20 protein-coding genes and 2 tRNA genes are annotated in these 24869 nt (G+C 44.9%); 7 read left to right on the top strand and 15 right to left on the bottom strand.

The annotated features are described in order from the left end of the window. Positions 1-11: 11 nt before the first annotated feature. The 9 genes from nusA to rlmE all read right to left on the bottom strand — a co-directional run bounded on the left by nusA (position 12) and on the right by rlmE (position 7964). Positions 12-1499, bottom strand: coding sequence for a transcription termination factor NusA (nusA, locus tag D8S93_RS01075; protein ID WP_005380084.1), 1488 nt, complete (start codon positions 1497-1499; stop codon positions 12-14). A 36-nt stretch (positions 1500-1535) separates the two neighbouring features. Further along, a complete protein-coding gene (gene rimP / locus D8S93_RS01070) occupies positions 1536-1991 on the bottom strand; it encodes a ribosome maturation factor RimP (protein WP_005394659.1) in 456 nt (151 codons plus the stop codon). Between the two features lie 225 nt (positions 1992-2216). Further along, positions 2217-2293, bottom strand: a tRNA-Met gene (locus tag D8S93_RS01065). Positions 2294-2349: 56 nt separating this feature from the next. Further along, positions 2350-2433, bottom strand: a tRNA-Leu gene (locus D8S93_RS01060). Positions 2434-2449: 16 nt separating this feature from the next. After that, complete coding sequence (secG, locus tag D8S93_RS01055; RefSeq protein WP_005394661.1) at positions 2450-2788, bottom strand: preprotein translocase subunit SecG; 339 nt, start codon at positions 2786-2788, stop codon at positions 2450-2452. A 221-nt stretch (positions 2789-3009) separates the two neighbouring features. Continuing rightward, entirely contained in the window at positions 3010-4350 is a 1341-nt protein-coding gene (gene glmM / locus D8S93_RS01045) for a phosphoglucosamine mutase (RefSeq protein ID WP_152811645.1), read from the bottom strand. Between the two features lie 19 nt (positions 4351-4369). Next, the gene (gene folP / locus D8S93_RS01040) at positions 4370-5200 is read right to left on the bottom strand and encodes a dihydropteroate synthase (protein ID WP_152812057.1); all 831 of its coding nucleotides are present in this window, start codon (positions 5198-5200) and stop codon (positions 4370-4372) included. Positions 5201-5252: 52 nt separating this feature from the next. Further along, positions 5253-7226, bottom strand: a complete 1974-nt coding sequence (gene ftsH / locus D8S93_RS01035; RefSeq protein ID WP_041852890.1) for an ATP-dependent zinc metalloprotease FtsH — start codon at positions 7224-7226, stop codon at positions 5253-5255. A gap of 108 nt (positions 7227-7334) precedes the next feature. Next, positions 7335-7964 (bottom strand): 23S rRNA (uridine(2552)-2'-O)-methyltransferase RlmE, encoded by a 630-nt coding sequence (gene rlmE, locus D8S93_RS01030; protein ID WP_005388985.1) that lies wholly within the window; start codon positions 7962-7964, stop codon positions 7335-7337. 138 nt (positions 7965-8102) lie between these two features. Here rlmE and yhbY point away from each other — a divergent pair, with 138 nt between their 5' ends. Beyond that, complete coding sequence (yhbY, locus tag D8S93_RS01025; protein WP_005380066.1) at positions 8103-8399, top strand: ribosome assembly RNA-binding protein YhbY; 297 nt, start codon at positions 8103-8105, stop codon at positions 8397-8399. A gap of 83 nt (positions 8400-8482) precedes the next feature. Here yhbY and greA read toward each other — a convergent pair whose 3' ends face one another. Continuing rightward, entirely contained in the window at positions 8483-8956 is a 474-nt protein-coding gene (greA, locus tag D8S93_RS01020) for a transcription elongation factor GreA (protein WP_005380065.1), read from the bottom strand. A gap of 545 nt (positions 8957-9501) precedes the next feature. Here greA and D8S93_RS01015 point away from each other — a divergent pair. Further along, positions 9502-10512 carry a porin gene (locus tag D8S93_RS01015; protein WP_012841444.1) on the top strand — a complete coding sequence of 337 codons (1011 nt, stop codon included), beginning with the start codon at positions 9502-9504 and terminating at the stop codon, positions 10510-10512. 186 nt (positions 10513-10698) lie between these two features. Next, positions 10699-12120, top strand: coding sequence for a serine-type D-Ala-D-Ala carboxypeptidase (gene dacB, locus D8S93_RS01010; RefSeq protein ID WP_152811643.1), 1422 nt, complete (start codon positions 10699-10701; stop codon positions 12118-12120). Here the strand turns inward: dacB and D8S93_RS01005 are convergent. Both D8S93_RS01005 and tyrS read right to left on the bottom strand, forming a co-directional pair. After that, the gene (locus tag D8S93_RS01005) at positions 12099-12944 is read right to left on the bottom strand and encodes a magnesium transporter (protein WP_152811641.1); all 846 of its coding nucleotides are present in this window, start codon (positions 12942-12944) and stop codon (positions 12099-12101) included. The genes dacB and D8S93_RS01005 overlap by 22 nt on opposite strands. 418 nt (positions 12945-13362) lie before the next feature. Further along, positions 13363-14550: a tyrosine--tRNA ligase gene (gene tyrS, locus D8S93_RS01000; RefSeq protein WP_065645535.1), complete on the bottom strand. Its 1188-nt coding sequence runs from the start codon at positions 14548-14550 to the stop codon at positions 13363-13365. Between the two features lie 130 nt (positions 14551-14680). Here tyrS and D8S93_RS00995 point away from each other — a divergent pair, with 130 nt between their 5' ends. Then, positions 14681-15973, top strand: a complete 1293-nt coding sequence (locus D8S93_RS00995; RefSeq protein WP_109169495.1) for a peptidoglycan DD-metalloendopeptidase family protein — start codon at positions 14681-14683, stop codon at positions 15971-15973. Between the two features lie 65 nt (positions 15974-16038). Here the strand turns inward: D8S93_RS00995 and vmeK are convergent, their stop codons facing one another. From vmeK to erpA, 3 genes are all read right to left on the bottom strand, one after another. After that, positions 16039-19143, bottom strand: a complete 3105-nt coding sequence (gene vmeK / locus D8S93_RS00990; RefSeq protein WP_152811639.1) for a multidrug efflux RND transporter permease subunit VmeK — start codon at positions 19141-19143, stop codon at positions 16039-16041. A 9-nt stretch (positions 19144-19152) separates the two neighbouring features. Further along, complete coding sequence (locus D8S93_RS00985; protein WP_053809225.1) at positions 19153-20271, bottom strand: efflux RND transporter periplasmic adaptor subunit; 1119 nt, start codon at positions 20269-20271, stop codon at positions 19153-19155. A gap of 105 nt (positions 20272-20376) precedes the next feature. Next, positions 20377-20718: an iron-sulfur cluster insertion protein ErpA gene (gene erpA, locus D8S93_RS00980; protein WP_005380031.1), complete on the bottom strand. Its 342-nt coding sequence runs from the start codon at positions 20716-20718 to the stop codon at positions 20377-20379. Positions 20719-20964: 246 nt separating this feature from the next. On the opposite strand from erpA, the gene hemL reads away from it, so the two are divergent. From hemL to rsmC, 3 genes are all read left to right on the top strand, one after another. Beyond that, complete coding sequence (gene hemL, locus D8S93_RS00975; protein ID WP_012841437.1) at positions 20965-22260, top strand: glutamate-1-semialdehyde 2,1-aminomutase; 1296 nt, start codon at positions 20965-20967, stop codon at positions 22258-22260. A 346-nt stretch (positions 22261-22606) separates the two neighbouring features. After that, positions 22607-23692, top strand: coding sequence for an AI-2E family transporter (locus tag D8S93_RS00970; RefSeq protein ID WP_048625951.1), 1086 nt, complete (start codon positions 22607-22609; stop codon positions 23690-23692). Between the two features lie 75 nt (positions 23693-23767). Next, a complete protein-coding gene (gene rsmC, locus D8S93_RS00965) occupies positions 23768-24793 on the top strand; it encodes a 16S rRNA (guanine(1207)-N(2))-methyltransferase RsmC (RefSeq protein ID WP_005394693.1) in 1026 nt (341 codons plus the stop codon). Positions 24794-24869 lie beyond the last annotated feature (76 nt).

Genomic DNA, 24869 nt, shown 5'->3' with positions numbered 1-24869 from the left:
CTTGCCGAAAATTATGCTTCTTCGCCGAACCAACAGATGTTACGTGCGGCCATAATTAGCTCACCTGCACGTTCTTCGGTCAGGCCTTCGATACCTTCTAAATCGTCAATACCTTGGTCAGCAAGATCTTCCAGTGTCGCTACACCTTTCGCTGCCAATTTAAATGCCATCTCACGCTCAAGACCTTCAAGTGCAAGCAGATCTTCAGCTGGTTCTAGACCTTCAAAAGACTCTTCTTGTGCTAGTGCGATCGTCGTTAGTGCATCTTTTGCACGTCCACGAAGCTCTTCGATTAGTTCTTCATTCAAACCATCGATTTCTAGTAGCTCGTTAACTGGCACGTATGCGATTTCTTCTAGCGTTGAGAAACCCTCTTCAACAAGAAGTTGAGCGAAGTCTTCTTCAATATCTAGGTACTTCATGAAGTTTTCAATAGATGCTTGTGATTCTTCAGCGTGTTTCTTCTGAAGATCAGCAACTGTCATAACATTCAGTTCCCAACCTGTTAGCTGAGATGCTAGACGCACGTTTTGACCGTTACGACCGATAGCTTGCGCTAGGTTGTCAGCTTCAACTGCGATGTCCATTGAGTGTGCATCCTCATCAACGATGATAGAAGCAACATCAGCTGGCGCCATTGCGTTGATAACGAATTGAGCTGGGTTATCATCCCAAAGCACAATATCGATACGCTCACCACCAAGTTCGCCAGAAACAGCTTGTACACGTGCACCACGCATACCAACACACGCACCTACAGGGTCGATACGTTTGTCATTTGTTTTGACAGCGATCTTAGCGCGAGAACCAGGATCACGTGCCGCGCCTTTCAACTCGATAATATCTTCAGCGATTTCAGGCACTTCAACACGGAATAGTTCTGCCAGCATTTCAGGCTTAGAACGAGTGATGAACAGTTGGAAACCACGTGCTTCTGGCGCGACTTTGTAAAGAAGGCCACGAACGCGGTCGCCTGGACGGAAGTTTTCACGAGGAAGTTGGTCATCACGTAGGATTACCGCTTCAGCGTTGTTACCAAGGTCAAGCACGATAGTGTCGCGGTTTACTTTTTTCACAACGCCAGTGATTAGATCACCTTCATTGTCGATGAACTGCTCAACGATTTGTGCACGTTCAGCTTCACGAACTTTTTGTACGATAACTTGCTTAGCCGTTTGAGTCGTAATACGGTCAAACGTTACTGATTCGATTTCGTCTTCTACGTAGTCGCCAAGTTCGATTGAGTCATCTTCGTACTGTGCTGCTTCTAATGAGATCTCTTTTGTAGGGTTCTCAACATCATCAACAACTAACCAACGACGGTAAGTCACAAACTCACCAGTTTTACGGTCAATGGCAACACGTACGTCGATTTCGATTTCGTATTTTTTCTTTGTAGAAGTTGCTAGAGCAATCTCAAGAGCCTCAAAGATACGCTCACGAGGTACCGCTTTTTCGTTCGATACCGCTTCTGCTACCGCTAAAATTTCTTTACTCATTGTATTTAGCCTCTAAGCTTAAACTTTTTTAGGGAACTAAAATTTAGGGATCAGGTTAGCTTTGGAAATGTTACTTAGAGCAAACTCTTCTTGCTGACCGTCTACAGTAATTGTCACTGTTTCGCCATCAACGCCGTGGATAATACCTTTCCACTTACGACGGTTTGCTACAGCCATTTTCAATACGATGCTGACCTCGTGACCAATAAATTGCTCGTAATGTGCTGCTTTAAAAAGTGGTCTTTCTAAACCTGGAGAAGACACTTCTAGGCTGTAAGCAACAGAAATTGGATCTTCAACGTCTAAAACCGCACTAACTTGGTGGCTAACTTCTGCACAGTCGTCCACGTTAATACCATTTTCATGGTCAATGTAGATGCGTAACGTTGAGTGCGCGCCTGCACGAATGAATTCTAATCCAACCAACTCATAGCCTGATGCCTCTACTGGTGCTTCAAGCATTTCAGTAAGTTGTCTTTCTAAACCAGTCATTTAACCACTCCAGAAACAAAAAAAGGGCTCAGAGCCCAATCAAAAAACCAAGCAGTCTCTGAGCTATTTCAAAAAGCTCAGATAACAAAAAACCCCGATAGTCGGGGTTTTATGCTGCTGGACCCTGATACGTTAAGAATAGCCAACAAATGCTTCTCTTAACTCGTAGTGTGGTTAGCACTACGCAAACTTGCCAATCTACGATTTCTTCTTAAAGAAAGAGATTGGTTGCGGGGGCCGGATTTGAACCGACGACCTTCGGGTTATGAGCCCGACGAGCTACCAAGCTGCTCCACCCCGCGTCCGACTTGCTGAGCATTATACTCGCAAACAAGTGATTTACAAGTTTGTAAATACATGGTGCCGAGAGAGGGACTCGAACCCTCACACCTAAGGCACTAGCACCTCATGCTAGCGTGTCTACCAATTTCACCATCTCGGCATCAAAACCTTACAGCTTATTGAGGAATTTCATCACCCGCAGGGGCTGGAACTTCACTCGCTGCATCCTTAACTTGTTCAACAACTGGTTGACCTAATGTTGGGTCTACCCATTGTGATTCAATCTTGTGCGTAGACATACGACCAAGCAACAAGCTAACGATAAAGAATACGGTTGCTAAAATAGCAGTTGTTCGGGTTAAGAAATTACCTGAGCCGCCAGCACCAAACACTGTGTTTGAAGCACCAGCACCGAACGAGGCTCCCATATCTGCGCCTTTACCTTGTTGAATCAACACAAGGCCAATCACACCAAGCGCTGCCAACAGGTAAATCACAAGTAGAACTGAAAACATTTTTTCCACCTATGTTCCAAATTGTTGAGCCAGCGCCGTTCAAGAGAATAAATCATAATTGAACAAGGCTAGCGACCTCCTAACGGGAGGCGGAGCAATACTAGCGAAAGCCGGTAACGCTGACAAGGGAAAATTAGTAAAAAATCAATGCCAATGCGCTAAGCGCTCAAAAAAAGGGCAAAAGATGCCCTTTTCATACACTGCACACTTTAACGCAATGATTAACAACTTGCTTTTACAGCTTCGGCAATTTTCAATGCAGAGCTTTGAACTAACTCGCCATCCTCACCTTCCACCATAACGCGAATCAAAGGCTCTGTGCCAGATTTACGCAGCAATACACGTCCTTTATCACCCAGCGTAGCTTCTACTTCGGCGACGGCGTTTAGTACTGCTTGAGCTTCAAGAGGATTACTTTCCCCTGCAAAGCGGACATTTTCTAGAACCTGAGGATACAACGTCATGCCTTGCGATAGCTCATGCAAAGACATATCGCTGCCAACGACAGAAGCAAGCACTTGCAGTGCTGCAACAATCGCATCGCCCGTGGTGACTTTATCTAATAAGATCACATGGCCTGAGTTTTCAGCACCAATTTTCCAGCCTTTTTCTAGCAGTTGTTCCATGACATAACGGTCACCAACAGCGGCACGTACGAATGGAATGCCTAGCTGCTTTAAGCCATTTTCCATGCCCAAGTTAGTCATCAACGTACCAACGACACCACCCTTTAGCTCGCCACGACGAAGAGCATCACGAGCAATAATGTAAGCAATTTGGTCGCCATCGACTTTGTTGCCAAGGTGATCGACCATAATGATACGGTCACCATCACCATCAAATGCTAAACCAAGGTGCGCTTGCTCTTCAACGACACGCTTTTGAAGCGCACGAACATCTGTTGCGCCCACTTCTTCATTAATGTTGATGCCGTTAGGCTCTACGCCCATTGCAATAACTTCTGCGCCAAGCTCTTTGAAGACATTTGGAGCAATGTAGTACGTTGCACCGTGCGCACAATCTACCACGATTTTAAAGTTTGCGAGACTCAATTCAGATGGGAAAGTACTCTTACAGAATTCGATGTAACGGCCTGCAGCGTCATTTAGACGAGTGGCTTTACCAAGTTCTGCAGACTCAACACATTCAATGTCTTTATCCAGCTCAGCTTCAATCGCCAACTCGATATCGTCAGGTAGCTTAGTACCTTCAGAAGAAAAGAATTTAATGCCGTTGTCGTAATATGGGTTATGCGATGCAGAAATCACAATCCCCGCCTCTGCGCGGAAAGTTTGAGTTAAATATGCCACTGCTGGAGTTGGCATTGGACCAGTAAATGTTGCTTTAAGTCCCGCTGCCGCAAGGCCTGCTTCTAATGCAGATTCAAGCATATAACCGGAGATACGCGTATCTTTACCTATAATAACTTTCTTTGTGCCTTGTTTTGCTAGTACACGACCAGCCGCCCAGCCAAGCTTAAGTACGAAGTCCGGAGTGATTGGGTATTGTCCTACTTTACCGCGCACACCGTCAGTACCAAAGTAACGTCTTTTATTCGACATAAACTTTCCTTTATTATTTTTAAATATTGTTTTTCGTCACCTCAACAACTTTCATTGCTTCGATTGTCTCTTCAAAGTCATGCACACGAATGATCTGCGCGCCTTTCATTGCTGCAATCGTAGCGCAAACGACACTCGCATTTGTACATTCAGCCGCTGGCTTATCCAACAATTTAAAAATCATTGATTTACGAGACATGCCAGCCAAAATTGGCAGGCCGAATTCATGAAACTTTTCAAGATGAGCGAGCATATGATAATTGTGTTCTATCGTTTTGCCAAAGCCAAATCCAGGATCGAGAATCAGTTGGGATTTATCAATCCCTGCCGCTTCACATGCCGCGATACGTTCTTCTAGAAAGGCAGATACGTCGCTCATCACATCATCATAATGAGGCGCAACTTGCATGGTTCTAGGTTGACCTTTCATATGCATCAGACAAATTGGAAGCTTTGCTTCTGCTGCGACTTCGAGAGCACCAGGTTCTTGCAAAGATCGAATGTCATTGATCAAATCTGCACCAGCATCAATAGCTTGACGCATAACTTCCGCTTTACTGGTATCGACCGAAATCCACACATCGTACTTTTCACGAATGGCCTTGATTACTGGGACAACACGTCGAAGTTCTTCTTCTAAAGACACATCTGGCGCGCCAGGCCTTGTCGACTCCCCACCAACATCAACAATGCTTACACCAGCCTTTATCATTTTATCAACTTGAGCAAGGGCGAGTTCAATCGAGTTGTATTTACCACCATCCGAAAAGGAATCCGGAGTCACATTTAGAATGGCCATAACATGTGGACGGGAAAGATCTAAAGATTTGTTATTTGCTGTAATCATCATCATAAACACAAAAACCCCGAGATAACTCGGGGTTTATTATTATCAACACTCTTTATTCAGAGTCTTTCTTTTCAGGCGCTTCGCTAGAAGTCGCTTCTGGAGAGCTAGACTTTTCTGCATCTTTCGCAGCGTCCGTTGCTTCTTCTTTAACTTCTGGCTTTGCTTGAGGCTTCTCGCTGTCTTCAGGTTTGCTAGTTGAGTTATCACTCCAACCCGCAGGCTCACGAATTTCAGCTTTGCGCTCCATTAAATCATCAATTTGACGAGCATCAATGGTTTCATACTTCATCAGCGCATCTTTCATCGCATGCATGATATCCATGTTTTCTTGAAGAATCTTCTTCGCACGGTCATAGTTGCGGTCAATGATCTGACGAACTTCATCATCAATCAACTTCGCCGTATCGTCAGATACATGCTTAGTCTGAGTCACGCTACGACCAAGGAACACCTCACCTTCATCTTCTGCATACAGTAGAGGACCAAGCTTTTCAGAGAAACCCCATTGAGTAACCATCTTACGAGCAATATCAGTTGCACGTTCAATATCGTTTGACGCGCCTGTTGAGACTTTATCAGCACCGTAGATAAGCTCTTCCGCTAGACGACCACCGTACAAGCTAGAGATCATAGACTCTAGATGCTGGCGAGACATGCTGACACGGTCTTGCTCCGGTAGGTACATAGTCACACCCAACGCGCGACCGCGTGGAATGATCGACACTTTGTACACTGGATCGTGCTCAGGTACTAAACGACCAACAATTGCGTGACCTGCTTCGTGATAAGCCGTTGACTCTTTTGTCTCTTCAGACATCACCATTGAACGGCGCTCGGCACCCATCATGATTTTGTCTTTCGCTAATTCGAATTCAACCATAGAAACGTTACGCTTGTTACCACGCGCAGCAAATAGCGCCGCTTCGTTGACTAGGTTTGCTAAATCAGCACCAGAGAAGCCTGGTGTACCACGAGCGATTAGAGAAGGCTCTACGTCACCTGCTAGAGGGACTTTACGCATGTGTACTTTTAGAATCTGCTCACGACCACGTACATCTGGCAATCCAACCACTACTTGGCGGTCAAAACGACCAGGACGTAGCAACGCTGGGTCAAGAACGTCTGGACGGTTAGTTGCAGCGATTACGATGATACCTTCGTTACCTTCGAAACCATCCATCTCTACTAGCATTTGGTTTAGTGTTTGCTCACGTTCATCGTGACCACCACCAACACCAGCACCACGCTGACGACCTACCGCATCGATTTCATCGATGAAGATAATACAAGGCGCTGCTTTCTTAGCTTGTTCGAACATGTCACGTACACGAGATGCACCGACACCCACAAACATTTCTACGAAATCTGAACCCGAGATGGTAAAAAACGGTACTTTTGCTTCACCAGCAATGGCTTTCGCTAGAAGCGTTTTACCAGTACCAGGAGGACCAACCATTAACACACCAGTAGGAATCTTACCGCCCAGTTTTTGGAAGCGGCTTGGATCACGCAAGTAGTCCACCAGCTCTTTCACGTCTTCTTTTGCTTCGTCACAACCAGCGACGTCAGCAAAAGTTGTCTTGATTTGTTCTTCGCTCATCATTCGAGCTTTGCTCTTACCAAAAGACATAGCGCCTTTACCGCCGCCGCCTTGCATTTGACGCATGAAGAAAATCCATACACCAATCAGTAAGATCATTGGGAACCAAGAAATGAAAATAGTACCAAGCAAGCTTTGCTCTTCTGGAGGCGTGCCCTGTACTTTCACGTTTTGGTTAATTAGGTCATCTAGAAGCTTTTGGTCATACACTGGCATGTAAGTGACCATTTTGGCACCGCCGCCACGACGAACAAAGCTAATTTCACCGTCTTTAAAAGTTGCTTCTTGAATCTGGCCTTGGCCAACTTCCTGTACAAACGTGGTGTAATCCACGGTTCTGCCATTGCTTTCTCCAGGGCCAAAGCTCTGGAATACCGACATCAATACGACGGCGATAACAAGCCACAGAATTAAATTTTTTGCCATGTCACTCAAGGTGTAAGCCTCTCGATAACTAATTGTAATTAAAGGTAGGGTACTACAGTTCATTCACTGTAGCTATAGTGTTAACACGCTCTCAAGAGAGCAAAATGGTTAACCTTTGTAACCAGTGGCTACAACAAAGACTTCTCGAGAGCGAGCTCGCGATGAGTCTGGTTTTCTAATTTTTACGGCTTTAAACATGTCTCGGACTTCTTTCACATACTGATCGAAGCCTTCCCCCTGGAAAACCTTTACGACAAAGCTACCATTAGGCGCTAGAACTTGTCGACACATATCTAAAGCCAATTCAACTAAATACATAGCACGAGGTTGGTCAACAGAGTTATTTCCCGCAATATTAGGTGCCATGTCAGACATTACTACGTCTACCATTGAAGGTTGGATTCTTTCTAGCAAAGCTTCCAATACTGCATCATCGCGAAAGTCGCCTTGTAAAAAGCTGACACCTGCAATCGGGTCCATAGGAAGCAAATCACACGCAATGATCTGACCACTGTCTCCTACTATCTTAGCAGCATATTGAGACCACCCGCCCGGTGCCGCACCCAAATCGACGACTGTCATCCCAGGCTTTAACAATTTATCTTTCGTTTGAATCTCATCGATCTTGAAATAAGCACGTGAGCGATAGCCTTTTTTACGAGCCTCATTCGCGTATTTATCATCAAAGTGTTCTTTCAACCAACGACCAGAACTAGCCGAATGTTTTTGTTTACTCATTTTAATCCCAACAAGGCGCAAATTGGAGCTATTGTTTTAATAGGCGCTACCTATTACTCAATAAATTATAGTCTTCAGCAATAGATGGCGTTAAAATAGCTTTTTTCAACCCTTATTTTAAAGAAAATTGGCCGCGTAATGAACCTAAGCACCAAACAAAAGCAGCACCTTAAAGGCCTAGCTCACAGTTTAAAACCTGTCGTGCTAATGGGCGCAAATGGACTTACAGAAGCCGTGCTAGCAGAAATTGAAATCGCTCTTAACCATCACGAACTAATCAAAGTAAAAGTTGCTTCAGAAGATCGTGAAACAAAACAGCTAATCATCGACGCTATCGTACGTGAGACGGGCGCAGAAAAAGTTCAGACTATTGGTAAAGTGCTTGTGCTGTACCGCCAGTCTGAAGAGCGTAAAATCGAAATCCCTCGTAAGTAATTCTACTTACGTTGCTGAAGAAAAAAGGTCGCCATTGGCGACCTTTTTGCGTTTTATTGGAGTAACAGACTACTCTCAACGACTTAGATGTACTCTACTCGGTCGATTTCGAAGTCTTTCGCGCCACCCGGAGTTTGAATAGCAACCTCATCGCCTTCCATCTTACCGATCAAGCCACGAGCAATTGGTGAGCTTACTGAAATACGGCCAGCTTTAATGTCTGCTTCGTCATCACCAACAATTTGGTATGTTTTTTCTTCTTCGGTGTCGATGTCAATCAAGGTTACGGTTGAACCAAAAATAACTTTACCCGTGTTCTCCATCTTCGTTACATCAATTACTTGAGCAACTGACAGTTTGTATTCAATGTCACGGATTTGTGCTTCACAGATACCCTGCTCTTCTCGAGCGGCGTGATATTCTGCGTTCTCTTTTAAATCACCTAACTCACGAGCTTCAGCGATTGCCTCTGAAATTTGAGGACGTAGTTTAAGTAGACGATCGAGTTCTGCACGTAGCTTTTGCTCGCCACGTAGTGTCATTGGAACTTTTTCCATTTTATAACCTCAAGCCCAAATGGGTCTTTGGACAAAAAAAAGCCCACCCTGCCATAGGGCTGGGTAGTGCGCTTAAAGATGTATTTCATTTAGTGTAAACAAACTCCCGGACGAAATCATCTTAATTCGAAAGGCTGTAAGACTATGCACTTTCGGCATAATGATATAAGTCACTTTTAGAACGATTCTAGAGTGCATCACTGTCGCAATTTGTTGAAAAACAACACTGTTCATTACACCAAAAACATCAAAAAAGATAAAAACTAATCAATGTCAGACGAATGTTATAGCCACAAAATATCACTTAAAACAAAAGGTTAAATCAAAAACCAGAACAATCGAACAGTGTTCATCGATACGATTTATATCATTTTACTAACTCATACGGAAACTTTAGCAGTAAAACATGTCCAGCGAGTTGTTAGATCAAAGGCTTACAAGGGCGAATTATACCGCTCATTGGCCGATTATAGACCAACAACTTGTGAGAGATTACCTCTCCCCCATACAACAATGATTATGGACAGCTAACTAGGACAAATAAGATGAAAAAGACTCTAATTGCTCTTTCTGTATCTGCAGCAGCTATGGCAACTGGCGTAAACGCAGCTGAACTTTACAACCAAGACGGCACTTCTCTAGAAATGGGCGGCCGTGCTGAAGCACGTCTATCTATGAAAGATGGCGACGCTCAAGACAAATCTCGCATCCGTCTAAACTTCCTTGGTAAACAAGAGATCAATGACAACCTATACGGTGTTGGTTTCTGGGAAGGTGAATTTGAGACTGCTCAAAACGGTACTGTAGACGGCGACGACAAGAGCGATCTAGAAACTCGTCTTGCTTACGCTGGTCTTGGCGGTGCTTACGGTGAGTTCGCATACGGTAAAACTGAAGGTGCACTAGGCGTTATCACTGACTTCACAGATATCATGGCTTACCACGGTAACTCTGCAGCAGACAAACTCGCTGTAGCAGACCGTACAGACAACATGATGGCTTACAAAGGTCAATTCGAAAACCTAAGTGTTAAAGCAAGCTACCGCTTCGCTGACCGTGTAGAACAAAACGGTGAATACTCTGATAACAAACAAGACGGCTACTCTCTATCAGCTATCTACGCTGTAGCAGACACTGGTCTTGAGCTTGGTGCTGGTTACGCAGACCAATACGATGCAAACGAGTACATGCTAGCAGCATCTTACACAATGTCTGATCTTTACTTCGCTGGTATCTTCACAGATGGCGAAAAAATGACTGACACATTCAACAACACTGTTGATTACACTGGTTACGAACTAGCGGGTGCTTACACGCTAGGTCAAACAGTATTCACAACGACGTACAACAATGCAGAAACTGACAATGAAACTTCTGCAAACAACTTCGCTGTTGATGCTTCTTACTACTTCAAACCTAACTTCCGCGGTTACGTTTCTTACAACTTCAACCTAATTGACGCTGGCGATAAGTTCGGCTCAACTAGCGGTAAGACAGTTGCGAACAAGATCGATGCTGAAGACGAGCTAGCTCTAGGTCTACGTTACGACTTCTAATTCCGGTCTTTGACTAGAATATCGAATGCCCGCTTCAAGCGGGCATTTTTTATACTCCATTTTAAGCCGCGCGCCTTTCTCTCATGTCTCATTCCTGATGACGTATAAAGCATTTCTTTAGTTACCTAGCATATTGAAAGGACTTGCGTATACTCAATCACATAACTCACCTTAGAAAGTATCATTATGCGTTTACGTTGGCCCTTGCTCATATTCTCTTCATTACTTTCTGCTTTTTCACAAGCGTACCCTCATCAAGAAGTGTTGCCGGAAGGCTCTCGCATCAGTTTAGTCGCGGAAAAACTCAGTGAGAATGCTGAACTTGACGGTGTTCATCCTACCGAACAACTGTTCCCACCAGCCAGTACATTAAAAATCGCCACAGCATTAGCGGCAAAGTTAGAGCTGGGTGATAACTTCCGCTTTCGAACCAAGCTAGAAGCTTCGAGCTCAGACGCAGTGATTTACTTTGTCGGCGATCCAACGCTCCAAACCAACGATTTAAAATCACTTCTTACCCTAGCCAAGAAAAATGGCTTAAAACGTATTGACGGTGACTTATGGCTCGATAACAGCGCATTCACTGGTTACAACCGTGCAGTGGGCTGGCCGTGGGATATCTTGGGAGTTTGCTACAGCGCTCCGGCATCGACCATCACACTCAATAACAACTGTGTGCAGGCTTCTATCTATACGCAAAAAGACGGTGGGACTCGAGTCTACGTACCTGAGCATCAACCTATTCGTGTAACAAGTACTGTCGAGACCGTTTCTAAAACGATTAAGAAAAGTCGTCATTGCGATTTAGACTTAGTCGCAAACCCTGATAACAACTACAAGCTAACTGGATGCTTAGTTGAGAGGGAGAAACCATTGCCACTTAAATTTGCCATTCAAGATCCTGAACTTTATACCAGCCATAGATTGGCAGCTTTGCTTAAGCAGCTCAATATTGAGTTATCAGGAAAGATTAGGATCGGTTCGGCTCCGGAAAAACAGCGCAAGCTAATCGCCATGCATCAATCAGAGGCATTACCAGACATTCTGGAAGAGATGCTTAAAAACTCTGATAACTTGATTGCAGATACATTAACCAAAACACTTGGCGCTAAGTTTTTTGTTCAGTCAGGTAGCTTTGCCAACGGTACAGAGGCGATCAAGCAGATCATTTTCGCCAACACTGGTATTGATATTCGTAATGCGCGCCTGGAAGACGGCTCAGGACTTTCGCGAAACAACCGTATTTCCGCCACCAAAATGGCGGAAATTCTTCGTTATATTTGGAAGCACGAAGACGAGCTTAAACTGATCGCCATCATGCCGAAGTCAGGTGAGTCAGGCACACTAAAGTACCGACAAAGTATGCGAAAGTTGCCAATTAAAGGACAATTGATCGCCAAAAGCGGCTCCCTCTACGGAACTTACAACATGGCCGGATATGGCTTGGATAAAAATGGTCAACCTAATACCGTTTTTGTTCAGTTTGTTTCAGACTACTTCCCAGAAAAAAGGGACGATAACAAACCTGTCATCGCCCCTATTACACATTTTGAGCAGCTTTTTTACAATGATATTGTGAACTTTAGTCAGGCAATACCTAAGAAATAGTTCACCACGTTAAAGTAAATCCACATTCCTGAAATATCGACGATAGACGCAAGAACTGGACTCACCAATACGGCTGGGTCCAACTTGCAAGCTCGTGCAATAATTGGCAACAGCCCGCCCAATGTTGTAGAAATGGTGACTTGAATGAACAGCGCAACTGCTATTGCCAGTGCGATATCGGTAAGTTCAAAGCCCCCTGTTGATTGACCGGCACTAAATAACATAATGCGTCCAATCATCACGATAGCGATAGCTAACGCAATAAATAGAGCAACGCGGCTCTCTTTCCACAAAACTTCTAACCATTGGCGTTTTTTTAGCTCTCCAGTTGCAAGAGCACGAATCACCAAAGTTGCAGCTTGTGTTCCTGTATTACCACCAGCCGCAGCGATCACAGGCATGTACACCGCAAGCAAAACGAGCTGGCTAAGGGTGTCCTCATACTGAGCAATGATCAAACCCGACACAATCCCTAAAAGGGCCAGTGCAATGATCCACCCAATACGCTGCTTCACGTGCCCCAAAACACTAGTCGATAAATAACCATCAGGTGTATCAACTTCAGACATATGCAAACCCAATTGGTGAGCATAATGACGTGCGCGTTTGTCATGGCCTGTTTGCTCAAGTTGAGCAATAAGACTATTCACATAACCGACAGAGCAATGCTGCAAAATACCTACCGCCTCATCAATCGGCATGATCGTAAGCAAATGGATTTGTTGCTCTTGCTCATACTGCAAAAATGCATTGCGAGCTGCACCAATTTCTACTTCAGAAAAGTTTGGTGTTGTTTCAATAAAAGTGTTGTTCATTACCGTCATGGCGAATCTCCCGATTGGCATTGGTAACGACCATCGACAAGGCACGCAAAGTCAATCTTGCATACTTAAAGTCACACAACAATTAAGATGCACAGAGAAAACCAATGCGGATGCACTGTCTATTCAGAATGTATGAAGGAAATAACGAGAAGAAAATTAGAAAAGATGCCTCACCACTTAGGTAAGGCGGAGATCGCCAATACCGAAGCGGGTTATTTCGCTCCCTTGCTCTTACTCACCCAACGACTGGGAGGATGGTCGGTATTGTTCATGTAAATCTCCGATAACGCTGCCATTATTGGCAGCGTGAGTATAGTAGCAAAGTTCAACATGTTTGGAAGTTTTACTTTGTCTTTTTCGCTAAATTTTTATACAAAAAAAGCGCCCATCAGGCGCTTTCATTTGCAGCGATTATTGATTACTGAATAGTAATACGTGCAAATTTACGTTTGCCTACTTGGAACACGTAAGTACCCGCTGCTGGAGCAAATTTGCTGTCCGCAATTTTTTCACCGTCTATCTTCACAGCACCCTGCTTAACCATACGCATCGCATCTGACGATGATGGGCATAAGCCCGCTTCTTTCAACAGATTGCTCACTGGGCGACCTGCATCAAAATCAAATTCTGGCATTTCATCAGGAATTTGGTTCTTCGCAAAACGGTTTACGAATTCTTGCTCTGCCGCATCTGCATCAGCTTCACTGTGGAAACGAGCAATAATTTCTTTTGCTAGCAATACTTTGATGTCACGAGGGTTTTTGCCTGCTTCTACATCCGCTTTGAATTGAGCAATCTCTTCCAGAGGACGGAAAGATAGCAGCTCGTAGTAGCTCCACATTAGGTCATCAGAAATAGACATGATTTTACCAAACATTTCGCTTGGCGCTTCGCTGATACCGATGTAGTTGTTTGCTGACTTAGACATCTTCTTCTCGCCATCAAGGCCCACTAGGAGAGGCATCATAAGTACAACCTGTGGTTTTTGACCGTGAGACTTTTGCAGTTCACGACCCATTAGCAGGTTGAACTTCTGGTCAGTACCACCAAGCTCAACGTCAGTTTCCATTGCTACTGAGTCCCAACCTTGTAGAAGTGGGTACATGAACTCATGAATAGCAATTGGCTGACCACCCGCGTAACGCTTTTTAAAGTCATCACGCTCTAGCATGCGAGCGACAGTTTGGTTTGCAGCAAGACGAATCATACCTTCTGCACCAAGCTCAGATAACCACTCAGAGTTGAACTGAATCTTAGTTTTTGCAGGGTCTAGAATTTTGAATACCTGCTCTTTGTAAGTTTCTGCATTACGCAATACGTCTTCGCGGCTTAGCGGTGGACGTGTTGTGTTTTTACCTGTTGGGTCACCAACCATTGCAGTGAAGTCACCAATTAGGAACGTCACCTCATGACCTAGCTCTTGGAACAAGCGAAGCTTATTGAAAATAACCGTATGACCTAGGTGAATATCTGGAGCCGTAGGATCCGCACCCAATTTAATACGTAGAGGACGGTCTTCTTTTAGTTTTGCGATAAGCTCTTCTTCTGGAATCAGCTCTTCAACACCGCGCTTAATCTCGGCTAGTGCAGCTTCAATGCTCGCCATTCTTGTTCACTCCCACAGATTTGGCAAAAATATAATAGCTGAACATATTACTTGAATAGCGATGCATTTTGAAACACGTTAGACTAGGTAGTTGTCAATTTTTCCGTTTAATTTAGCAATCAAGTACCTCATGCATTCGATTTTTGTCCGACTTCCACTCTTGCACAAAGTATTGATCGGTTTTTTTAGTGCGCTGATTATCTTCGCGCTCTTCTTTTTACCTGATCCGCAAGACCTAGACCCGCAGCAGAGCCGATTAAAAGTTGGTCAACATTATCCTGTGCCTGTTTCCCTAGAACTCAGTGCACTAAACAGTTCGTCTCCAGCGTCCTCCGCTGTACTGCGTTGGGAAACGTACAAAGTGAAAAATGGTGAGAGTGCCGCCATCTTGTTTAGTCGCGTGGGGCTTTCTGCCCGCCTATTGCATGATCTTGTCTCATCAGACAAAGAAGTGGAAAAGCAATTAACCCGGCTTCGACCTGGCGATCGATTGCAATTCGGTTTTGATGAAAACAACGACTTAGTACAGTTAAGAAGAACATTAAGCGCATTCGAAACTTTTCGTATCACGTTAAAAGACGGCAAATACGTCTCAGAAGTCGATAAAAAAGAAGTCGACTTCCAGTACAACTACGCTGAAGCCACCATCAAATCAAACTTTTGGAATGCGGGAATCTCTTCAGGATTAAATGGCAACCAAATCATGGAACTGGCCGGCATATTTGGCTGGGATATCGACTTTGCTTTAGATATTCGTAAAAACGACAGCTTCCGAGTGCTTTACCAAGAGGAAGTGGTAGAAGGTGAAGTGATTGGACGCGGAAAAATCATTGCTGCGATATTTAAAAACCAAGGCGATACTTTCACCGCAATACTGGATCAGAAAAGTGGCAAGTATTATGACGAAAATGGGCGTGCAATGAAAAAAGCATTCTTACGCGCGCCGTTGGATTTCCGTCGAGTATCGTCTAACTTCAACCCACGCCGCTTACATCCTGTAACGGGACGCGTTCGTCCTCACCGAGGCACAGATTATGCGGCACCTGTGGGCACCCCGATTTGGGCGGCTGGCGATGGTGTCGTTCAAAAATCGTCTTACAACAAATTTAATGGTAACTACGTTTTCATTAAACATAGCAATACTTACATTACCAAGTACCTGCACTTAACCAAACGTACGGTACGAGCTGGTCAACGCGTTAAACAAGGTCAAACCATTGGTACGCTTGGCGGAACAGGTCGTGTAACAGGCCCTCACTTGCACTATGAGTTCCTTGTGAATGGTGTCCACAAAAACCCGCGTACGGTGAATTTGCCACAGTCTAAATCCCTAACAGGCAAAGCGAGACAAACTTTCATGGCAAACGCAAAAATTAGCATGGACAAACTTGAGCGCTACAGCAAACTGTTAGCAATGAAGTAAATTGATGCATTGAAAAGGGCAGCTCAGCTGCCCTTTTTGTTTCTTTAATATCATCACGATGAAGCTTACTTTTCGGAGTGATGCTCTCTCCCGAGCATGAGCAAGCATGGTGTCAGAACCAGCGTTAACAAAGTCGCAAACGCCAACCCACCCGCGACAGCCGTCGCAAGTTGAGACCACCATTGAGTGCTTGGCGCGCCAAATTCCACTTTTTGGTTAACTAAGTCGATGTTCATTTCTAGCACCATTGGTAATAAGCCTAGTATGGTGGTCACCGTCGTGAGTAAAACGGGCCTTAAACGCTGCACACCTGTGCGCAAGATCGCCTCAGATTTCTCTAAGCCACGTTTACGCATCTGATTATAAGTATCGATTAATACGATGTTGTTATTAACAACAATACCTGCAAGCGCAATCACCCCTATTCCCGACATGATGATGCCAAATGGCTTTTGGAAAATAAGCAACCCAGCAAAGACCCCAACGGTAGAAAACAACACAGCACTGAGGATTAAGAAAGCTTGATAAAAGCTATTAAACTGCGTAATTAAAATCAGAGCCATCACACCAAGCGCGACAATAAAAGCATTTTGTAAGAATGCTGATGAGTTTTCCTGCTCTTCATTTTGACCCCGAATCTTATATTCAATGCCTTCCGGTAAGTCGAGCTGTTCCATTCCAGCGGCAATCTTCGGTAGCTCAAGCGCCAAATTGTAACCTTCCACCATGTCTGCTTTGATATTGATAACTCGATGGCCGTCTACACGACGAATGGTATCTTGCTTATGATCTGGCTTAATTTGAGCAAAGTTCGTGATTGGCACCAGACCAGCTGCCGTTTTCACTCTCAGTTGATCAAATCGACCTATGTCGCGCTTATCTTGCGGATAGCGCACCAAAATATCGACTTCTTCATCCGCATCATCGGGCAAATAATCGCCTATTTTCAAACCGTTTGTAACAAACTGAACAGTATTCCCGACTAAGGTCGCATCCGCTGCAAAGCGAGAGGCGTCATCTCGCTGGATATCAATTTGCCAATCAATCCCTTCCTTATTAGTGGTATCACTCAAATTGGTCAGTGCAGGATTACCATCAGCCCAGTGTCGGACTTGTTTGGCCGCTTCATCTAACGCACTAACACTCAAGTTTCGCGATGACACTTCAATCACGAGATCATGCTCAACAGGCGGTCCTGCGTCCGGGAATTTATACTCAAGTTCAACACCATAAAAGCGAACTGTGGTCTCTTTTAGCTCTTCAATAATGGTTTTCACTTTGCGTCGATACTGCCAATCCACAGGTGTTATCTGAATCTGGCCGATTTCATCCCCATTATCACTTGAGCCTGTACGCGTGTAGACACTTTCAAACTCGTCATGACCGAGCATCACCTTCTCGATTTCGCGCATAACCACATCTTTTTCGTGAATAGACAGGTCACCATAAGAACGAACTTTAACGGTAAAAAAGGCTGGGTCCACTTCAGGGAAAAACTCTGCACCCAAGCCAGCCTTGTTGTAAGTGAAGCCGACACCTGCCGCTAGCAGTATCGCGCTGAGTAATACTTTCCATGGATGACGAATCGCTACCGACAGAGTCTGGTAATAAAGTTTGGTAATGCCTGTCGCTTTTTCAAAGTTGCCGTTATGCAGCTCAACCATTTCTCGCTGAGCTTTCTGATTGACTACTTGAGGCTTGCCAATGATCCCACCGATGACAGGAACGAACAGTAAAGCCATCATCAGCGAAGCGGCCAAAGTAGCAATTAAAGTAAGTGGTAAGTACTTCATGAACTCACCAGTAATGTCTGGCCAGAAAAGTAACGGAGCAAACGCAGCCAATGTGGTTGCTGTGGATGCGGTAATAGGCCAGGCCATTCGCTTTGCTGCATCTCGATAGGCTTCTTTACGAGGTGTACCCTCTTGCATGCGCCTATCCGCAAACTCTGTCACCACAATGGCACCATCCACCAACATGCCCACCGCCATAATTAAAGCAAACAGTACGACGATATTGACCGTAAGCCCAAATACCGATAACACCAACAACCCAGTCAAGAACGATCCCGGAATAGAAATCCCTACGAGAAGCGCGGTCCTAACCCCCAATATGGCAATAATGACGATCACTACGAGGATAATTGCGGATAAGATATTGTTTTGTAGATCACTGAGCATCAATTTGACATCGTCGGATTGATCCCAAGTGTATTTGACTTGCAAATTGTCGGGCCACTCGGCTCGTTGTTGTCCCTGAGCCAGTACTTCTTTTACCAGCTCGACCGTTTCAATGATGTTTTCCCCTGCCCGTTTTTTTACGTCCAAAACGATGGCAGATTCACCATCTAAACGAGCAAAACTTTCAGGATCGCGAAATGCACGTCGTACTGTCGCCACATCGCCAAAGGTGATCACCTCTTTGCCATTCACTTTGATTGGCAGTTCAAGCACATCTTTCAGTGAATCAAACACCGATGGGACTTTTACCGAAAAGCGTCCATACCCAGTATCGACAAATCCCGCTGCAACCACTCGGTTATTCAAGGCGATTAAATTATAAATATCCGCTTGATCGAGACCGTAGCTTTCCATCAATAGCGGATCGACAACTATTTCCACGATGTCTTCGCGATCCCCTGCGATTTCAACCTCAAGAACCTGACGGAAACTCTCCAAACGATCACGTAGCGTTCTGGCAATCTGTACAATGGTCCGCTCTGGTACGGTGCCATAGAGCACAACAGTCAAAACAGGCTCTTCAGATGCAAACGTGACTTCATTTACCGTTGGCTCATCACTGTCCTCTGGTAATTTTGGCTTCGCAAGATCAACGGCGTCTCGGACATCTGCCATCGCTTTATCAAGATCCACTCCAACACTAAATTCCAGCGTCACCGAAGCATGACCTTCTGATGCCACAGAGGTCATCTCTTTTACGCCTTCAATAGAGCGCAACTCTTGCTCTATTGGCCGAACTAATAAACGTTCGGCATCAACGGGAGAAATGCCTTGATGCCCAACAGAAACGTAGATAATAGGAATGGTAATATCTGGGCTCGATTCCTTGGGGATAGTGACGTAAGTAATGACACCGGCAATTAAGATCATCACCAGTAATGTCAGCATGGTGCGAGCGCGGGATAACGCAGCATCAATCAGAGTGTACATAAGTGCTCCTTACTGCTCACTAGCCGCTTCAACAACTGCGTCATCAACTTTGTTGGCCAGTACTTGATCGCCATCGCGTACAAACCCTTGCCCCAGCACGATAATATCGGCTCGCTCTCCTAACCCAGAGAGCCAAACACCATCATCTTCGGCCTTAACGAGCTGAATCGGAACAAATTCAACATGCTCATTACGCAGTGTTTTAACACCTAAATTACCTTCTTCATCGAGTGCTAGCATTGCAGCCGTAATCTTTACCGCCAACACTTCACTCAACGGCAGCTGTACTTCAGCGCTCATACCGGCCGGAATTCTTGCATCTTGGTTATCAATTTCGATTTCAATTGGAAAGGTGTTAGTAGAAGCAGAAGAAACACGCCCAATGTAGCGTACCCGACCTTGATAATGCTGTTGGTTAATGGTTCTTACATCGGCTTGTAGGCCTTCCTTAAGGTATTGTATATGCCGCTCACTGACATCGGCTTCAATCACCAAAGTGTCCAAATCAATGACCGTCGCAATAGGATCGCCAATCCCTACAAAGTCGCCTAACTCAACAAAGTGGTGATCAACAATGCCATCGAATGGTGCTTTCACCTCGGTATTTCTTAATGCCGTTTGCACGTTGCTCAAATTCGCTCGAGCATCCACCAATGCCGCTTGTGCTGTCGCAAACGCAACTTCGCCCTGTAGTCCGCGACTTTTTAGCGATTTAGCTGCATTAAACTCTTTCTCTTTAACCAACAGCATCGCCTGAGCCCGCTTGAGCTGAATACCAAGATCGCGCTTGTCGATGCTTGCGATCACTTGCCCCTGCTTGACTGTTTGACCTTTTTCTATATTGAGGCTGACTATTTTACCGGCGACTTCAGCGCCAAGGCGCGCTTGACGATTGGGTGCAGTCCGCCCATACAGTTCGATGGTTTTACTTGTGGGTTCAGCAATAAAGGTGTCGAACATCACCTTTGCAAGTGGCGTGGTGTTCGTTGAAGAGGATGAAGAATTGAGATTATCATCTTGTGCTTTCAGTTGACCGATTGCCAACCATGCAACAAGAAGCAATATGAGGATAAGAGATACTAGCCACGGGCGCTCGACAATGCGACGTCCGAAAGACGATCCAGACATATAAAGTCCTTTTTATTATTTCTCTGCATATTCTGCGAGAGCGACTTTACGTGACATCCTTCTACGTAAAGTTCAGGCAGCCACTGGCTGCCTGATTGGTGTTAATTACACACTGAACGACGCACCACAACCACATGTTGTCGTTGCATTTGGGTTGTTTACAAAGAAGCGCGCTCCTTCTAACCCTTCTGTGTAGTCAACAATGCCGCCAACGAGATATTGCAGACTCATAGGGTCTACAACCAGTGTTACACCACTGTTTACGATTGTCGTATCGCCTTCGTTTACATTTTCATCAAAAGTAAAGCCGTATTGGAAGCCGCTACAGCCGCCACCAGTAATGTATACGCGCAGTTTCAATGCTGGGTTTTCTTCTTCAGCAATCAATGCTTTAACGCGAGATGCTGCTGCGTCAGAAAAAGATAATGGTACGTTTACTTCGCTCACGAAGACCTCTCTCACTCGTGTAATGCGTCAAGCCTGAAGCAAGACGTCAAATTTGTGCTAATTGAGACGATTATCCAATACCTGACAAACTCGTTCAAGTATTCACCGCCGATTCTTTATAACAGATGCGGATATATAAGATTACACAGCGAAACAACACATAAATTAAGCAAAACGTTTCTAACTTGATTATAGCTAGGTACAATGCGCTCCACTTGGTCCGAGCAATCAAAAGAGGATAACCCCATGACCAAATCATCAGAGCTGTATCAAAAAGCTCAGCAAACCATACCTGGCGGTGTCAATTCACCAGTTCGTGCATTCAACGGCGTTGGCGGCTCTCCGCTATTTATCGAACGAGCAGACGGTCCACTGATTTTTGATGCCGATGGTAAAGCGTACATTGATTACGTTGGCTCTTGGGGTCCAATGATTCTTGGCCACAACCACGCGGTTATCCGCGAAGCCGTCATTGACGCAGCGCAACGTGGCCTTAGCTTCGGCGCGCCGACAGAACTTGAAATCGCGATGGCAGAGTTAGTTTCTGAACTTGTTCCATCAATGGAGCAAATCCGTATGGTAAGTTCTGGTACCGAAGCGACTATGAGCGCGATTCGCCTTGCTCGTGGCTTCACTGGTCGCGACAAGATCATGAAGTTTGAAGGTTGTTACCATGGTCACGCAGACAGCTTGCTAGTCAAAGCGGGCTCTGGTGCACTGACCCTTGGTCAACCTAGCTCTCCTGGCGTTCCTGCAGATTTTGCTAAGCACACGCTAACAGCAACATTCAACGACCTAGATTCTGTACGCGAGCTATTCGCTGCTAACAAAGGCGAAATCGCTTGTATCATCGTTGAGCCAGTTGCAGGCAACATGAACTGTATTCCACCAGTGGAAGGCTTCCACGAAGGTCTACGTGAAATCTGTGATCAAGAAGGCGCGCTACTAATTTTTGATGAAGTTATGACAGGCTTCCGTGTGGCACTTGGTGGCGCACAAGCGCACTACAACATCAAGCCAGACCTAACGACACTGGGTAAAGTGATCGGTGGTGGTATGCCAGTGGGTGCTTTCGGTGGTCGTAAAGAAGTAATGCAATACGTTGCGCCAACGGGTCCGGTTTACCAAGCGGGTACGCTTTCTGGCAACCCTGTCGCAATGGCTGCAGGCTATGCATGTTTGAACCTTCTTAAAGAAGAAGGCAACGAAAAACGCCTAGCTTCAAAAACCAAACAACTAGCAGATGGCTTTAAGTCTCTAGCAGAGAAACACGGTATTCCTCTGGTTGTGAACCAAGTGGGCGGCATGTTCGGCTTCTTCTTCACTGACCAAGAAAAAGTGACTTGCTACGAAGACGTAACGAAGTGCGATGTGGAACGCTTCAAGCGCTTCTTCCACTTAATGCTCAAACACGGTGTCTACCTAGCGCCTTCAGCGTTCGAAGCGAGCTTTACTTCCCTTGCTCACGGTTCAAAAGAAATCGATGCCACGCTAGAAGCGGCTGACCGCTGTTTTGCAACTCTTGCAGAAGAAGCAAAATAATCGCTTAAAAGCTGCGATAACTAATTTAAAAAAGGACCATCACGGTCCTTTTTTATTGCCAATTCAATATAACCAATACTGCTAAAACACCAATAACAATGCCAAACCACGGTATTCGTTTGGCTTTTTTCTCGGTTTGACACTTTTTATCACCGTTGCAACAACCCATACTTCATCTCTTGATTGATAACCGACTGATTTGTGGTCATTATAACAAGGTATATTGCTCTGCTCTAATTCGGCATTGTCATAAGCTTGAAAGAGTTAAGAGTGCAAAGTAATAAAGGTTCAACGCCATCTTTGAAGGCGCAAACCGTAAACGTCACCTGTAAGTTGGACTAATCTCATGCCAAATAATGTAAAAATAACGTCGAGTCACCGAGTACTAATGGTCGCTTTACTCGCCGCTGCTTTTGCTTGCTACTTATTGGTTGAGCCATACATCAATTCCATTGTGATGGCTTTTATCATTTCTTTGCTAATGTTTCCGGTACACGAATGGTTTGAGCGAAAAATTCCCAAGCACCCCAATATGGCCGCACTGCTGTCATGTGTCGTCTTGACGTTTATTATCGTTATCCCACTGCTATTTGTGTTTGCAGCCATTGTTCAACAAGGCTCTGTTTTTTCACAAAATACGTACAACTGGGTCACTAATGGCGGAATCCAAGATATATTCCAACATCCTTTCGTTATCAAAGGTTTAGCTATAGTTAATGAGTACTTACCTTTCGATAAAATCGAGCCAAAAGCCATTGCTGAGAAAATTGGTCAATTTGCTACTTCGTTTGGCTCTAACTTAGTTGCTATCAGCGCAAAGATTTTAGGAGACGCCACCAACTTCCTAATGAACTTCTTCCTCATGCTGTTTGTGCTGTTTTTTCTACTTCGTGATCACGACAAAATTATCTCTGCGATTCGTCATATTCTGCCACTCTCACGTAGCCAGGAAGACCGCATATTGACAGAGATAGAGCAGGTTTCTAAATCAGCCGTGATGGGCTCATTCATGACAGCGATTGCACAGGGTCTGGCTGGCGGTATCGGTATGTGGCTCGCTGGTTTCCCGGGGTTATTCTGGGGAACGATGATGGGCTTTGCATCATTCATCCCTGTGGTCGGAACCGCACTAATCTGGATTCCTGCAGCGGCGTACTTGTTCTTAACAGGCGATATGACTTGGGCTATCTTCTTGACGGTGTGGAGTGTGGTCGTCGTTGGTTCTATTGATAACCTATTGCGTCCGCTGCTAATGCAAGGCAGCGCAGGCATGAATACCCTAATGATTTTCTTCTCGTTACTGGGTGGTCTGCATCTATTTGGATTGATCGGCCTGATTTACGGTCCACTGATTTTTGCCGTGACAATGGTACTGTTTAATATCTACGAAGAAGAATTCAAAGACTTCCTCAACCAACAAGACAACAGCTAGTCACAGCTTAATCACTTCAAGCTTGGGGCAGATTGTGCGAAAATCTGCCCCAATTATTTCTGATGAACCCAATTTATGTCTGCTTATATCGCTCCTAGCCAAATCGCTCAGCGTCAGCTCGAGTACTTCAACGGAAAACATGTTTTAGTTGCAGGTGAAGTCGAAGATCTCTTTCCACTTGAACTGACCAAACACTGTGAATCTGTAGAAGTCTTCACATCAAACTACAGCTTCTACCGTCAAATTCGCACTCATAACAAGGTTAAAAGCCATTTTGGTTCTGAGTTTAATACTGAGACACAAGCAGACATGGTGCTTTTGTACTGGCCTAAAGCCAAAGCCGAAGCCGAATACCTTCTGGCGATGTTGATGGCGAAACTAGGCGTGAACACTGAAATTGTAGTGGTTGGCGAAAACCGCTCAGGTGTTAAAAGCATCGAGAAGATGTTCAAAGAGTATGGCCCGGTCAATAAATACGATTCCGCTCGTCGCTGTTCATTTTACTGGGGCACTTGCCTCAATGAACCAAAGCCGTTCAATCAAGCAGACTGGTTTAAAACCTATACGGTCACACTTGGTGAGCAATCACTGACTGTTAAGAGCTTGCCTGGAGTATTCAGTCATGGCGAATTCGATTTAGGTAGCCGCCTATTACTCGAAACCCTACCTACTCTATCAGGTAAAGTCCTCGACTTTGGATGTGGTGCTGGGGTGTTAGGTGCTTTCATGGCAAAAGCCAATCCGGAAATTGCGATTGAGATGTGTGACATTAACGCGTATGCCATCACATCGAGTCAAGCCACACTAAAAGCCAATGGATTAACCGGCCATGTATTCGCCTCTGATATTTACTCAGACACTGCCGACGATTATCGTTTTATCATCAGTAACCCACCTTTCCACAGTGGTTTGGATACGAACTACAACGCAGCAGAAACACTATTGGGTCAGGCTCCAAAGTATCTCGATAACCATGGTGAAATGATCATTGTCGCGAATAGCTTCTTAAAATATCCACCAATTATTGAGCGAGCGTTTAATAATTGCGAGACGCTAAATAAGACCAATAAGTTTTCTATCTACTACGCGAAAAAGTCATAATCTTCCCTCGCGCAGGTACAAACCTGCGCGATTTTTTCTCAAAAACTCAACACTCATAAGAAAAACTGCGTCACCC

Source organism: Vibrio sp. VGrn 2, assembly GCF_009361695.1.
Taxonomy (GTDB): Bacteria; Pseudomonadota; Gammaproteobacteria; order Enterobacterales; family Vibrionaceae; genus Vibrio; species Vibrio diabolicus.
The sequence above is the reverse complement of the archived record's forward strand: the minus strand, read 5'-3'. Positions and strand labels throughout refer to the sequence as shown.